Here is a 14,149-nt window from a genome sequence, read left to right as displayed (position 1 = left end):
CGGTGAATGTCTTCCGGGAGTTACCACTGCTTACGTCTGGCATAAATAAAGGTGCAGATCACTACCAAAGCCATAATGCCTAAAGTTATAAAATAGCCGTATTTGTGATGAAGTTCCGGCATATTGTCGAAATTCATTCCGTAAACACCGGCAATAAAGGTGATAGGTAAGAAATAAACCGAATAAATGGCAAGCACTTTCATCACCTGGTTGGCCTTTTGGTCCGAAAGCGCCAGGAACATCGAAATAAGGTTGGTAATCTGGATATTCAGATGATCAAAATCTGCCACTACATCCTTATGTTTATCTTTTAAATCGACTATTTCGGAGTCCTGGAGGTTTAACAATTTAAATTTATCTACAGCATCCGTGGAAATCGTCAGCACCCTTGAATTCAGCCCCGATTTTCTTTTCAGCTTGTACAGCCTTCTGATCTGGTTGGTATGGTTGGTGTTTTTAAGAAAGATCTCATTTTCAATATTGTCCATAGTTTCCATAAGGCTGATGGATTCATCATCAAAGCTCTTCATAATCAGAAGGGCAATGGCCAGAGCTATTTTTGAAGGCGGAATATCTGCCTGCATCGAAGAGACCTGTTTCTTCGTCTCTGTAATGCTTCTGGTCTTCATCCTGTGAATGGTGATAATCGTATGATCCACCAGGAAAATCCCGATTTTAGTACTGATATCGCTTATCGTATTGAGATTTTTCCGCTCCAGTTCTGTACTTTCACGGAGGAGATAGAATTTGATGTTGCCATCCTCTTCATACTTGGGAAGGTGGTTCGGATCCATCGTATCTTCCAGAAGAAGATTGTTGATTTCATATCTTTCGTGAAGAAATTTCAGGTCTTCCGCTGTGGGAGCCTCTACATCTACCCATTCACATTGGGAGTCTCTGTATATCGTGTCGATTGGCATACAATAAAAATACTAATATTTTGAAAAACTATGTGTTAAATAATTTTATCTTTGCCAAAATTAAAAAAACTATATGATTAAAAGTACAATAAAAGGGATCGGATTTTATGTTCCAGATAATGTTGTTACGAATGATGATTTAGCAAAACTGATGACCACCAATGACGAATGGATTACGGAAAGAACAGGCATCAAAGAAAGAAGACACAGAAAAAACAGAAATGATTCTCAGGAAACCACTGCTTATTTAGCATTTAAAGCTTCTGAAAAAGCTCTTGAAAAAGCGGGTCTTACCGCTCAGGATATAGATTATATTGTTTTTGCAACACTTTCTCCGGATTATTATTTCCCGGGCTGCGGGGTATTGCTTCAGGACATGTTGGGCTGCGATACTATCGGTGCTCTGGATGTCAGAAACCAATGTTCAGGATTTGTGTATGCAATGAGTGTTGCCAATGCTTTTATCAAATCAGGAACTTATAAAAACATTCTTGTGGTAGGAGCAGAAATTCATTCTTTCGGACTGGATTTTTCCGATGAAGGAAGAGGGGTTTCCGTGATCTTTGGAGATGGGGCAGGAGCGATCATACTTTCTGCTACTGAAGATGAAAATGCAGGAGATATTTTAGCCGTAAATATGCATTCGGAAGGGAAATATGCAGATGAACTATGTACCCAGTTTCCCGGTTCCAAATTCGGATGGAGCGACAGGATGAGAAAAGAACCTGAAAATGTAACGAATAAAGAAGTGTATCCTATCATGAACGGTAATTTCGTCTTCAAGCATGCCGTGACAAGATTTCCTGAAACAATGATGGAAGCCTTGAACAAGGCTGGAAAAACAATAGAAGATCTTGATATGTTTATTCCTCACCAAGCCAATCTTAGAATTGCCCAGTTTGTACAGCAGAAATTCGGACTTCCGGATGAGAAAATTCATAATAATATCCAGAAATACGGAAATACAACGGCAGCTTCTATTCCTATCGCATTAAGCGAAGCAATTGAAGAAGGGAAAATCAAAAGAGGTGATCTTGTTCTTCTTTCAGCTTTCGGAAGCGGATTTACCTGGGGAAGTGTGTTGTTTAAATATTAATGTTTTTCAATTATTAGTGAATAAAAGCAGGTGGTTTTCTACCTGCTTTTTGTTTTTAATAATATTATTTTGATTTTATTAAAAAAACATGAAAAAAAAATAAATTGTCTTTCTTAATTCATTAACTTTGAGATGCTTAATTTATAAAACAAAGAAAATGAGAAAAGATTTATTACTCGGGACTTTACTATTTCCCTTAATTATCTGTGCCCAAGTAGGCATAAACATTCCGATGCCTGCGGCAACATTAGATGTGACTGCTAAAAATGCTACAGGAACAACCACTGATGTTGATGGGTTACTTGTCCCAAGAGTTGATCGTCAGAGAGCCCAAAGTATGACCTCAGTTCCGACTTCCACATTGATTTATGTAAACAGTATCGCTACCGGAACACAAACCGGAACTGCTGCCGGCATAGATGCCATTGGATATTATTATTTTGATGGTACAGTGTGGACGAAACTCAATTTGCCTGTTAATATCTATACTTCTAATGGTACCCTTGCAGGAACCAGGACAGTTACCACTGCAGGAAATTCACTTAGTTTTACAAACGGAGCAAATATTGTAACAATCGGAACTACGGGTACTCAGGGGATTGTTTCGGCAACAGGTTCTACAAGAGGAGCATTTCAGGCGACTGGAGGGGCAGGTATTTTAAGTATGTTTGTGGATAATGCTTCAACAGCTCAAATTACTACAACAGGAAACACTACAGGGATGAACTTGACTACGATTTCTGCAAATCCTATCAACCTGCTTACTAATGGTGCCAATAGAATGACTTTAACCGGAGCTGGTAATGTAGGGATAGGAACTACGACTCCGCAGAAACTTCTGCATGTGAACGGCGCGTTACAGGTGACCAATGAGATCAATGTAGGAGGTAATGCTACTACAGCAGGAAGTGCTGGAACTACAGGACAGATTCTTACCTCCAACGGAGCAGGCACTGCACCTACCTGGAAAACATTGAATACCTCCAGCGGAACTATTTCTTCAGCCAACTATGTGCAGGGAACTACTGCAGCGACTATTAACTCAGGAACTACCGGAGATGTTCCGGGAGCTGCCATAACCTTAACGGTTCCTGCAGGGATAACTCAGACTTTTTTGTTTACCATTTTAGGATATGCTGTCCTTCTTGATGGTAATTCTTCCCAAGGAGTATTTTCTTTATTGCAAGACGGGGTTAAAATATCTTCGGCTTTTGCTTCTAAGGCTGGAAATTTCCCTGGGGGAACTACTTTAAGCAGTATGCCGGTTCCGGTGACTTTTCTTAAGTCTGTTACTTTACCTGCCGGAACATATACTTTTAAGGTACAATACAGTGCATGGAGTGGAAATGCAACAGTGAACTTTGTTCCTTCTACTTATTTAGGATATAACGGCGATACGGAAGCGATGCTTACCAAAATGCAGGTTTTAGTATACAATAACTAATAGACAGTATATATAGTTAAAAAAAGAATCGCCAGTTTTTACTGGCGATTCTTTTTTGTATTAAAGACTCTTCAACAATTTCTCAGTATCCGTAGAATCCTGACCAGTACTTTTAGCCAGCTGAACAGATTTTTCAGCCCAGATCTTGGCATTCTTTTTATCGCCTATTTTGTTGTAAAGATTGGCTAATGTATCTGTATTCGCATAGTTTTCATCTTTCTTTACAGATTCCTGGGCCCAGCTTACTGCTTTTTCCAGGGAAGCTTTATTGCTTACGTTTTCAAAAAAGTTCCACGCCAGGGAATTTAGTTCTTCTGAACTTGCTGCGGAATAATCTTTATACAGCTCCAGCGTCAGTTTCTCATAAGTTGGGATATCTTTATTCTTTAAAGCTCTGTTTGCTTTTGCTCTTTTCAGTGTTTTTTCAGCTTCGTCTTTAGACATGAATTTTTGTGACTCTGTAAGGAAGTAGCTGTCGTTCCATGATTTGGTATCTGCATTATAAGACTTCTTAAGAACAGTATTCAGTTGTATACTCTTGTCTACCTTTGCATATCGGTCTTCCGGCAGAATTTTGATGATATCGGCTTTTCTTGACTGGAAGGTCTTGTATAACGGACTTTCCGTGCTTTGTATTCCTGAAAGCAGCATTTGTATATCTTCCTGGTCCATTACGGTCTTTTGCTGGAAATAACGGTCAAGTACTTTACCTGCAAATTCGGAATCGTTGTAAATGGTAAGGCCTGCAAGGTTCTTCAGAAATTCAGGATCCTTTTCTCCGTTTTCAAATTTTTGCTTCAATGCGGTAAGTCTTTTACTTGGATCTTCAGCATCTTTGGCAAACTGGATAAAATCTTTTTCCTCTACATAACCTAATGTTCTGTGCACTTCTTCTCCGTCACCATTAATGAAAAGATAGGTTGGAAATGCTTTTACATTGTATTTTTTGGCAAGACCAATTCCTTCTCCTTTTTCCATATCTATTTTTGCATTGATGAAATGGGAATTGTAAAAATCTCCAACGGTCTGAAGCGGAAAAATATTTTTCACCATCAGTTTACAAGGACCGCACCATGATGCATATGCATCTACGAATACAAGTTTATTCTCCTTTTTGGCTTTTGCCAATATCGCTGAGAAATTACTGTCTTCAAATTTAATTCCCTGTGCCAATGCCAGAGTTGCTATAAATAAGGAAGAGAATATTGCTAATTTTTTCATAAAAACTTTTTATTGATTACAAATGTAATAATTATGTTAACAATAAGTCGGCATGGAAAGAAAATAGTTACGGATATTTTATTTTAATATGTAATAAATATATTTAAGATAAAACCACTTTATGGATATGTTATTAAAATAAATGAAATTTGTTTTTTTAGTTAAAAAAATTAAATAATAAAAGAATGTTTTAATAAAATATAAAATATTAGTAGCTTTGTAAAAACAAAAAGACAACCCATGAGAATGATGAATTATTATAAAATAAAAATAATAATTTACTTTTTTATGTCTAGAAGTCTACTAAAACTTTTGTTTTTGTTCATTACTGCTGTGCCACTTCTGGCCCAGAAAAAATATAATTTTGACCAGATCTGTGAAAGAACATCCGTTCAGGTAGACCCAAAAGATATTCCCCAGGCCCTGAAAACAGCAGATTCATTATATATGAAGGCACAAAAGCCTCTGGATAAAGTGAAGAGCCTTTTACTTTCTGCAGAACTGTATCATTCGGCAGGTGAATTCAAAAAATCTCTATGTTATGGAGAAAATGCCCACTCCCTGCTCAACCAGATTGATGATGCAGAATGGCAGTCGCGTGTCAATGGTTTTTTAGCCAAAGAATACCGGCTGGTAGGTCTTTTTGAAAGATCAAAAAATATACGCTGCAGAGTATGGAAGCAGCAAAACGAATTAGTGATATTCAGGAAAAAGGAGAAATACTGGGACTGCTGAGTCAGGAAATGGCTTATTATGAAATTGAGCAGAGCAGCTACCCTGAAGCGGTAAAGTATATTGAACAGTCATTGGGTTTCTTTGGAAAAGATGATCAGGATAATAAACGGGCAGTGGCCGCCTCTTACCAGATTCTTGGCGATATATATCTTAAGCTTAAAGATTACACGGCTTCCGAAAATCATTACCGGAAAGCAGAATCTCTGCTTACAACCCAATGCTGTGTTCTGGGCCTGGTCTATAACGGGCTGGGTGGAATCCGTCTGAAACAGAAAAACTGGAAAGATGCTGAATTCTACCTCAGAAAAGCTGAAAGTATAGCCGACAGTTCGAGGAGTCTCAAGCTGAAAAAAGCAGTATATTCCAACATCAATGATTTTTATGAGGGAACCGGGGATAATTTTAAAGCTTCCCTGTATGCTGTAAAATATGTAAGGGCCTATGACAGTCTTACAGCAAGAAACCGCGAGTTTGTTCTTAAAAGTCCTGAAACAGCAGTAAAGCCAAATAAAAAAAGTGCCCGGATCAGCATTGTTAAAAATACAGCAATTGTTGTACTGCTTGCAGCCTTAGTTGCCATCCTTGTTTTCTTTAGAAAAAAGCAGAAGAAACAACGGGCCAAATTCAGAAATATTATAAGAACCCAGCTGCAGATGATCGGTTCCCGCAGTCAATCGCTTCCTTTAAAAACAGAAATTCCTGATTTCTCAAATATCTCTGTTGAAGAGGTGGATGACAGGGCAGGAGAGGACGACAAAAGAAAAGGTGAATCCCTGATGACCTCCGAAACAGAGTCGAAGCTTCTGGAACTTCTCGAAGAGTTTGAGAAGGGAGAGCTGTATAACAATAAAAATATGTCTTTATCGTTCCTGGCTGCAGAACTTAACACCAATACAAAATATCTGTCTTACGTCATTAACCGGCATAAAAGCTCGGATGTAAAAACCTACGTTAACCGTTTAAGGATTAATTATATTGTAGATAAACTTATCAATGATGATAAATACAGGCAGTATAAAATAAGTATTCTGGCTGATGAATGCGGTTTTTCCTCGCACAGCAAATTTGCTTCCGTATTTAAGGCGGTGACTGATTTTTCCCTTCAGCCTATATTAAATATCTCGACTCTGGAAACCAGTCAGATAAAAGTACTCATTTTCACGAAAACAATTAAAAACAGCCTCTTTTTTAGCATTCTGTCTTTTCATTTTCATGAAAATGGCTAACCTATTGTTTTACGTAAGACCTTCACATCTATATCTTTGCGGCAGCTTTACAGTAACAGGCATACTGCATGTGTCACTCTTTTAATCTTTGATTTCTGTAAAGCAGAACAGCGTTCACATTTAAATGCAAATCACTAACCGTATAAAATACTGCAGTTATTTTATGCAAACCATGAAAATTTTTATTTAGTTAATGATGAAGGGGTCGTATCGGCATATGCTTTTTCCAATACTGCCTTTTGGAAAGATAATGATCAATGCAGCAGTGCCGATTGCGACTTTACTCCGAAGGATCATGAAAAATTTGTGATCAGGATTAATATTTCCTGATGCAATAGTATAGTACAATCGGGGTTGATTGCCCGGTTTTTTTCAGTCAAGTTTTTTAAGTGCAAATCCGCAGCTCTGCTGCGGATTTGCTTTTTATTTTGCTTTTAAAGTATCGGCTTTTATTTTAGAAGAATCCTGAACTGTTGCGGCTGGCTCGGAATTGGCTACTGCTGAATCTCCCATTTTATTCCTCAGGGAATCCTTATTGTGTTCATCCTTGAATTCTTCTCTTTTTTCTTTATTCTGGGCACAGCTTCCTAAAAACAAAACTCCCAGAACAGCCCCTATCCATAATTTTTTCATAATAATTAATTTTGATGTTTATGTAATCAAATATAAAAAATATTAAGCTCTTTTTATAGATGTATAGTATATATTCTGATAAAATTCTTGTTCTATTCAATATCTAAATTGAATTGTTAATACAATAAAAAAATCCGCAGAGCTTTCATCTGTGGATTTTCCATTTTTAGATTAAACTTATTGTATCTATTTTGCCGGAGGTGTGGTTGCCATTGAATCCACTTTCATCTTGATCGTATCAGGGTTGGTCACCTTCACAGAGTCTGTTGGAGTTACGGTTCTGTTCGGTGTCGCGGTTCTGGTAGTATCTACTGCCGTTGAATCGGTAGTACTGGATGACATGGAAGATTCCTTGGTTCCGCAGCTCACAACTATGATTCCTAAACCTATGGCTGCTATCAAAAACTTTTTCATAATACTTTATTTTGGTGTATTTATTAAAGTTCAATAATTATTCCTAAGTAATATTCAAAAGTATTAAAACATAGATAAAGTTTGTTAAAAGGTGTTAGGAGATCAGGTGGCAGATTGCAGGTAACCGGGTTGCAAGTTTTGGGTTTCGGGTTTCCTTGTTTCGGGTTTTGAAAAATAAAATCGATATTGTTCTTTTCAACATCGTCAACTCTACACCAGAAAAAATCCCCGAAAACTATGTTTTCGGGGATTTTATAATTACTCATTGCGCATTACCGATTACTCATCATGAGCAAGATTATTATCCTAGATACGGGTATTTGTAATCTTTTGGAGAAACGAAAGTTTCCTTGATACTTCTTACAGACGTCCATCTTAACAAGTTCATTTTGGAACCTGCTTTATCATTCGTACCGGAAGCTCTGCCTCCTCCGAATGGCTGCTGGCCTACTACTGCTCCTGTTGGCTTGTCATTGATGTAGAAGTTACCGGAAGCATTTTCAAGAGCTTTGAAAGCCTCGTTGATTGCATAACGGTCTTGTGCAAAAACAGAACCCGTTAATGAATATGGAGAAGTGGAGTCTACCAATTTTAAAGTTTCTTTCCAATCCTGATCTTCATAAACGTATACAGACAGGATAGGGCCGAATATCTCTTCAACCATGCTTTCATAATGAGGATTAGTTGTTTCAATTACGGTTGGGTGTACGAACCATCCTTTAGAATCATCATATTTCCCACCGATTGCAACTTCAGCTTCACCGGAAGCATTGGCTCTGTCGATATATCCTCTGCATTTCTCAAAAGAGTTTTTATCAATTACTGCATTCACAAAGTTAGACGGATCTTCAGGAGAACCTATTTTAATAGAATTCATCTGGGTTTCCATTACCTTTTTCACATCAGCCCAAAGAGACTTAGGAATATAAGCTCTTGACGCTGCTGAACATTTCTGTCCCTGGTATTCAAAGGCACCTCTTACCAAAGCAGTAGCTACAGCTTCTACATTAGAAGAAGGGTGAGCAATAACGAAGTCTTTTCCGCCTGTTTCCCCGACAATTCTTGGATAAGTTCTGTAGTTATGGATATTATCACCGATCATTTTCCACATTCCCTGGAATACTTTCGTAGAACCTGTGAAGTGAAGACCTGCAAAATCAGGATGTGCCAATACTTTTTCAGCAGTTTCTTTTCCGTCTGTAAAGATCATGTTGATAACCCCGGCAGGAAGACCCGCTTCAGTTAATACATCCATGATTACTTTGGCAGAATAAACCTGCTTATCAGAAGGCTTCCAAACCACAACGTTCCCAAGCATGGCCATACAAGTTGGTAAGTTTCCGGAAATCGCTGTAAAGTTGAACGGAGTTACTGCAAAACAGAAACCTTCCAATGGTCTGTACTCCACACGGTTCCAGATTCCGGCGTCAGAAACCGGCTGCTCAGAATACATTTCAGTCATGAATTCTACGTTGAATCTCAGGAAATCTATGAATTCACAGGCAGAATCAATTTCAGCCTGGTGAACATTTTTAGATTGACCGATCATCGTTGCTGCGTTGATCACATCTCTGTAAGGCCCTGCCAAAAGATCAGCCGCCTTTAGGAAGATAGCTGCACGCTGTTCCCAGCCAAGCTCGTTCCATTCTTTTTAGCTGCCAGTGCCGCATTGATAGCGTCATCTACATGCTGCATAGTACCTTTATAGTAAAACCCGAAATCATGAGCATGATCCTGAGGAGACTGAAGCTGAACTTTTTCAGCAGTTTTCACTTCCTTTCCATTAATGATCATTGGAATTTCCATCTTCTCAGCCCACATCTTTTTGTAAGTAGCGATCAGGCTTTTAACTTCTGGAGAACCCGGTACATAAGAATTTACCGGTTCGTTTACTGCAAATGGTACTTGCGAAATTGCTTTTGACATATTATGTTGTATTATTTTAAAAATTAATCAATATGTTGGTATACAAATTTACAATAATTAACGCAAAGAAAAAAACTGCTCATCCCTATCAAGTGAAGAGCATTACTTATTAATATTTAAAAAAACAGGACTTTGATTATATTCTATACTATATCTGGCTAATTTTTCATCAGACTTTATAAAATTCGCAAAAAAGCTGCTTTAAAATAATCAGTTGAAAAAGAACAAATAGTGTTCTACCATTAAAGGAAGGGAGAAATGGGATAAGCTGATCCTCAATATCTTCGAAAAAGCTAAGAATTGGTAATTCAAAAAGCAATCAAAATAGAAAAATTGTTACCCTATTTTCGTTTTATATTGTCGCTACATCTTTTCGTTCTCCAGGATTTTCAGTACCAGTTTTTCTTCATGGGTAAGGCCGGCCTTTCCATCGTTTTCCTCGATCTGTTCCAGCTCATCAAGGTATTTTTTGATCGTATTGTTTTCGTATAGATTAATGACCAGCGGATGTACATAATATTTCCTGCAGACCGTACTGGTATTTCCAAGGTGTTGCGCAACAATTTCCAGGGCTTCTTTTACCTTCTTTTTATACTGGCTGTTATTTTCAGCATAACCGATTTCTTTAAAAGCGATCAGGGCACTTACCGTTCCCGACCATGTTCTGAAATCTTTTGCGGTAAAATCTTCACCGCTTATCTCTTTAATGTATTCATTCACCATCCCTGAATCTACGGAATGACGGTTTCCTTCATCATCAAAATACTGGAAAAGCTCTTTTCCGGGAATATCCTTGCACTTCTGCACGAGCCTCGATAGTCTTCTGCTTCGAAGGTCAATAGTATGCATAATCCCTTTCTTGCCTTTAAATGAAAAGGTGATCTTCTGACCTTTGATTTTTACATGCTTATCTTTTAAAGTTGTAAGTCCGAAAGAACCATACAGCTTTTCATATGCATTGTTGCCGATGCGGATGTTGGTATGCTGCATTAAACTTACGATTAATGCCAGTATTTTTCTTTTCTCAAAATTCCTCAGAGCCAGATCCTGCTCTACTTGAAGCCGTATATTGGGCAAAGCATACCCGAACTGAAGCATTCTGTAAAATTTGGTGTGGTTTCTTAAAGCGCTCCACAAAGGATGATAGCGGTATTGTTTCCGGCGTTTTGCATCAAACCCTGTGGCCTGAAGATGGCCGTTTTCCAGGGCGCAGATCCATACGTTTTCCCATGCAGGAGGAATAACCAGCTTGTTGATGCGGCTGATTTCATCCTTATCCTTAATTTTCTCGCCTTCCCTGTAATAAGAATACTTCTTTCCGGTTTTCTTACGGGTAATCCCCGCAGTTTCCGCATCGGTGGTATAAATAAGATGTACCGCCTTTGCGGAGGCTTCGGGATCCTTCATGATCTTTACAATTTTTGAAGGCTTTAAGTGGGAAATAATTTCCAGGTCAGTATTCTTCTCCATAAAAAATGGTTAAGAGTTCTTACCCCTCGAAAAGATCAGAAAAAGGATTACTACAACTGCAACGACTAGGAGAATTCCCCACCACATTCCAGCCTTGAAAATGGTTTCTATTGCTTCACAGCTTGTTAATGTTAACAACGTGAACAGGGTCATACTGTATAAAGTCAACTTTTTCATGATATAAATATTTTGGTGTTATATTAGATTCTTTGGTGGTCGGCTCTCCAGTTTTTGATGGAGCGCTTTATCTCATCGCCGGAGATGTTTTCGTGAAGTGCTTTGTACAAAAGCTCTTTGAATTCATCATCATAGGCAAATCTCAATGCTGCGATCTGGTCAAATTTCAATTTATCGGCAACTTCATCAGACCTTTGTCCGAAAATTTCAAAATACCGCTGTTTAAATTCAAGTACTACCATGCGGTTTTGAAGTCCAAGGGCATAATGCTGTCGCGTCATAAAAGCCAGATAGAAAAGCAGAAATATGACGATAGAAAATAGTATCCAGACCAGCCGGTTTTCCATATCATCCCAGATCTTGTAAACTCCATAAATTTCCAGCAGGATTAGCAGCGGAAGATAAATGAAATGATGCGGCGGATAAAACTTTCTGTGGTTTTTGTAATTCTGCTCTCTCATACGGTGAATAGTAGCAATAATCTTTCCAAAACTTTATATGTTTAATGATAATATTGTTTTTGTGGTATGTAAATCGTTATTGAAATTGATAATGCAGATTATTTTAATTAAATCGTAAAGTTCAAAGAACTTATTCAAACTCCATCTTAGCAATTGGGAAATTTGCTTGTGTGAAACTGTTTGTGAAGAAAAAATAACAGATTATTAACGAAAATACGCTTCGGATTTCACTTCTGAACCTCAATTTTTTGTAACTTTCGGTGTTTAAAAAAAGAAAGAATGACTTCAAAGGAAAAAGTGGCTGCGCTTCGTGAAGAAATGCAGAAAAATAATGTTGATGCATTTATAATATATTCTGCAGATCCGCATATGAGCGAGTATTTGCCTGAAGAATGGCAGGAAAGAGCCTGGCTGTCGGGATTTTTAGGTTCTGCAGGTTTTGTGGTAATTACAAAGGATAAAGCAGGACTCTGGACAGATGGAAGGTATTTTACCCAGGCAGCTCTTGAACTGGAAGGTTCAGGAATCGATCTTTTCAAAGACGGCATGGAAGGAACTCCCAATTATATAGACTGGATTATTTCCGAAATTCCTGCCGGAGGAAAAGTAGCCGTTAATGCTGTTGCCACTTCAAATGCCAATTGGGAATTGCTTTCACAGAAATTGCAGTCAAAAAACATAACCCTGGTTGATCTTCCGCTCTTAAAAGAGATCTGGAAAGACCGCGGAACCCCTTCAAAAAATCCAATTTTTGTACATCCTGTAGAAAGAGCCGGAAAATCTGTTACCGATAAGCTGGCAGCGATCCGTCAGAAAATGGAAGACCTGGGAACTACCGTTCATATTGTATCAAGCCTTGATGATGTAGCATGGACCCTGAATTTAAGAGGAAGTGATGTACAAAGCAACCCGGTGTTTTTAGGATATGTAGTCATTACCAAAAATGATGCAGTGCTTTTCACCGATCTTGAAAAACTGGAAGTGGAGGCAAGAAAACAGATGGATGATTCCTTTGTGAAAATGATGCCTTACGAAGAGTTTTACAATTATCTGAAAACGTTCAGAAATGAAAATATTTTGGTTTCTCCCAACAGTAACCAGATGATTTTCGAAACCCTGAAAGAAAACAATCAGTTTACAAAAGCTCCGGTTCCCGGCAACCTGATGAAAGCCCAGAAAAATGAAGCTGAGCTGGAAGGCTTCAGAACCGTAATGGTAAGAGACGGTGTCGCTATGGTTAAATTCCTTTACTGGCTGACTCACAATGCAGGAAAAGAAAGAATGAATGAATACGCCATCGGGGAAAAGCTGAGAGGCTTCCGTGCAGAAGGGGAAAACTTCGTGGGAGAAAGCTTCGGAAGCATTGTAGGATACAAAGATAACGGTGCTATTATGCATTACTCTGCCAAAAGTGAGGGAAGCAAAGAGGTGACCAATGAGGCTACCATTCTGGTGGATTCAGGAGGACAATACCTTGAAGGAACTACCGATATTACAAGAACTTTGGCCTTAGGAGCAGCTTCTGAAGACTTCAAAAGGAATTCTACACTGGTGCTTCAGGGTCTGATCCGTTTATCGATGGTGAAATTCCCGAAAGGCACAAAAGGAGTTCATCTTGATGCTATTGCAAGACTTCCTTTATGGATGGAAGGGAAAGACTTCAACCACGGAACAGGTCATGGAGTGGGAAGCTTTATGAATGTTCATGAAGGACCTCAGAACATCAGAAAAGATATTAACCCGCAGGATCTTCTTCCGGGAATGGTATGCTCCAATGAACCGGGGTATTATCTGGAAGGGGAATACGGAATCCGTCATGAAAATCTAATCGCTGTAAAAGAAGCCGAAAAAACAATCCACGGAACCTTCTACGAGTTTGAAACCCTTACTTTCTGCCCGTTCTTTAAAGATACAATTGTGAAAGACATCCTTTCTGAAAAAGAAATTGCATGGCTGAACGACTATCATAGAACCTGTGAAGAAAAAATAGGACCGTACCTTGAAGGAGATGTTAAAGCTTGGTTCCTTGAACTGGTAAGTCCGCTTTAAAAATGTAATGTAAGTAATGGTCAGGCTATAATAATTGCCTGGACATGAATATTGAATTTAAACTCAAAATTGAACATTATAATTGTTAGATAAATTTTTGAAGCCCTGCAGAGAAATCTGCAGGGCTTTTTTTGTAAATGCAACCGTATTTTTACGGAAATAATTGTAGGGATTCCCCTGACAGCAGATTGTACGGCACCTTATATCTTTGTATCAACAAAACATCATTCATATCTTCATATACTTAGTAAATTCAAAGCAGGTAAAACCATTTCGTTCTGAAGTGGTTTTATTTTTTCAACGAATCATTCAAATAATAATCTGATTATATTTTAGTTTTACTTAAATACAGATCCCCAATGTTTGCAATGAACTTT

At 38.3% G+C, this 14,149-nt stretch carries 11 protein-coding genes and 1 pseudogene; 5 read left to right on the top strand and 7 right to left on the bottom strand.

The genetic code is table 11. From position 1 onward, the window contains the following. Positions 1-20: 20 nt before the first annotated feature. Entirely contained in the window at positions 21-920 is a 900-nt protein-coding gene (locus tag N4G44_RS14085; RefSeq protein WP_474927797.1) for a magnesium transporter CorA family protein, read from the bottom strand. 73 nt (positions 921-993) lie between these two features. On the opposite strand from N4G44_RS14085, the gene N4G44_RS14080 reads away from it, so the two are divergent. Further along, positions 994-2,016: a 3-oxoacyl-ACP synthase III family protein gene (locus N4G44_RS14080; RefSeq protein ID WP_474927794.1), complete on the top strand. Its 1,023-nt coding sequence runs from the start codon at positions 994-996 to the stop codon at positions 2,014-2,016. A 157-nt stretch (positions 2,017-2,173) separates the two neighbouring features. Then, positions 2,174-3,460 carry a hypothetical protein gene (locus tag N4G44_RS14075; protein WP_474927793.1) on the top strand — a complete coding sequence of 429 codons (1,287 nt, stop codon included), beginning with the start codon at positions 2,174-2,176 and terminating at the stop codon, positions 3,458-3,460. A gap of 60 nt (positions 3,461-3,520) precedes the next feature. On the opposite strand, the gene N4G44_RS14070 is transcribed toward N4G44_RS14075, so the two are convergent. Continuing rightward, complete coding sequence (locus N4G44_RS14070; protein ID WP_474927792.1) at positions 3,521-4,681, bottom strand: thioredoxin family protein; 1,161 nt, start codon at positions 4,679-4,681, stop codon at positions 3,521-3,523. 288 nt (positions 4,682-4,969) lie between these two features. On the opposite strand from N4G44_RS14070, the gene N4G44_RS14065 reads away from it, so the two are divergent. After that, a complete protein-coding gene (locus N4G44_RS14065) occupies positions 4,970-5,416 on the top strand; it encodes a hypothetical protein (protein WP_474927790.1) in 447 nt (148 codons plus the stop codon). Next, a complete protein-coding gene (locus N4G44_RS14060; protein ID WP_474927789.1) occupies positions 5,356-6,642 on the top strand; it encodes a hypothetical protein in 1,287 nt (428 codons plus the stop codon). Before N4G44_RS14065 ends, N4G44_RS14060 begins: the two co-directional genes overlap by 61 nt. A gap of 423 nt (positions 6,643-7,065) precedes the next feature. Here the strand turns inward: N4G44_RS14060 and N4G44_RS14055 are convergent, their stop codons facing one another. The 5 genes and pseudogenes from N4G44_RS14055 to N4G44_RS14035 all read right to left on the bottom strand — a co-directional run bounded on the left by N4G44_RS14055 (position 7,066) and on the right by N4G44_RS14035 (position 11,723). Further along, entirely contained in the window at positions 7,066-7,275 is a 210-nt protein-coding gene (locus N4G44_RS14055; RefSeq protein WP_474927788.1) for a hypothetical protein, read from the bottom strand. Positions 7,276-7,461: 186 nt separating this feature from the next. Next, positions 7,462-7,689 carry a cytochrome C551 gene (locus N4G44_RS14050; RefSeq protein WP_474927787.1) on the bottom strand — a complete coding sequence of 76 codons (228 nt, stop codon included), beginning with the start codon at positions 7,687-7,689 and terminating at the stop codon, positions 7,462-7,464. A gap of 301 nt (positions 7,690-7,990) precedes the next feature. Then, positions 7,991-9,615: pseudogene (gene pruA / locus N4G44_RS14045) on the bottom strand (L-glutamate gamma-semialdehyde dehydrogenase). A gap of 363 nt (positions 9,616-9,978) precedes the next feature. Next, complete coding sequence (locus N4G44_RS14040; RefSeq protein ID WP_474927786.1) at positions 9,979-11,085, bottom strand: DNA topoisomerase IB; 1,107 nt, start codon at positions 11,083-11,085, stop codon at positions 9,979-9,981. A 200-nt stretch (positions 11,086-11,285) separates the two neighbouring features. Continuing rightward, entirely contained in the window at positions 11,286-11,723 is a 438-nt protein-coding gene (locus N4G44_RS14035) for a DUF6526 family protein (protein WP_474927785.1), read from the bottom strand. A 279-nt stretch (positions 11,724-12,002) separates the two neighbouring features. On the opposite strand from N4G44_RS14035, the gene N4G44_RS14030 reads away from it, so the two are divergent. After that, on the top strand, positions 12,003-13,772 hold the full coding sequence (locus N4G44_RS14030; RefSeq protein WP_474927784.1) for an aminopeptidase P family protein: 1,770 nt from the start codon (positions 12,003-12,005) through the stop codon (positions 13,770-13,772). Positions 13,773-14,149: the final 377 nt, after the last annotated feature.

The sequence above is a fragment of the Chryseobacterium sp. GTID13 genome (genome assembly GCF_056172655.1).
The sequence above is the reverse complement of the archived record's forward strand: the minus strand, read 5'-3'. Positions and strand labels throughout refer to the sequence as shown.

Coding starts and splice junctions, on each gene's coding strand:
- N4G44_RS14080 (WP_474927794.1), top strand. CDS start 994: ATGATTAAAAGTACAATAAAAGGGATCGGATTTTATGTTCCAGATAAT.
- N4G44_RS14065 (WP_474927790.1), top strand. CDS start 4,970: ATGTCTAGAAGTCTACTAAAACTTTTGTTTTTGTTCATTACTGCTGTG.
- N4G44_RS14075 (WP_474927793.1), top strand. CDS start 2,174: ATGAGAAAAGATTTATTACTCGGGACTTTACTATTTCCCTTAATTATC.
- N4G44_RS14070 (WP_474927792.1), bottom strand. CDS start 4,681: ATGAAAAAATTAGCAATATTCTCTTCCTTATTTATAGCAACTCTGGCA.
- N4G44_RS14085 (WP_474927797.1), bottom strand. CDS start 920: ATGCCAATCGACACGATATACAGAGACTCCCAATGTGAATGGGTAGAT.
- N4G44_RS14055 (WP_474927788.1), bottom strand. CDS start 7,275: ATGAAAAAATTATGGATAGGGGCTGTTCTGGGAGTTTTGTTTTTAGGA.
- N4G44_RS14035 (WP_474927785.1), bottom strand. CDS start 11,723: ATGAGAGAGCAGAATTACAAAAACCACAGAAAGTTTTATCCGCCGCAT.
- N4G44_RS14050 (WP_474927787.1), bottom strand. CDS start 7,689: ATGAAAAAGTTTTTGATAGCAGCCATAGGTTTAGGAATCATAGTTGTG.
- N4G44_RS14060 (WP_474927789.1), top strand. CDS start 5,356: ATGGAAGCAGCAAAACGAATTAGTGATATTCAGGAAAAAGGAGAAATA.
- N4G44_RS14040 (WP_474927786.1), bottom strand. CDS start 11,085: ATGGAGAAGAATACTGACCTGGAAATTATTTCCCACTTAAAGCCTTCA.
- N4G44_RS14030 (WP_474927784.1), top strand. CDS start 12,003: ATGACTTCAAAGGAAAAAGTGGCTGCGCTTCGTGAAGAAATGCAGAAA.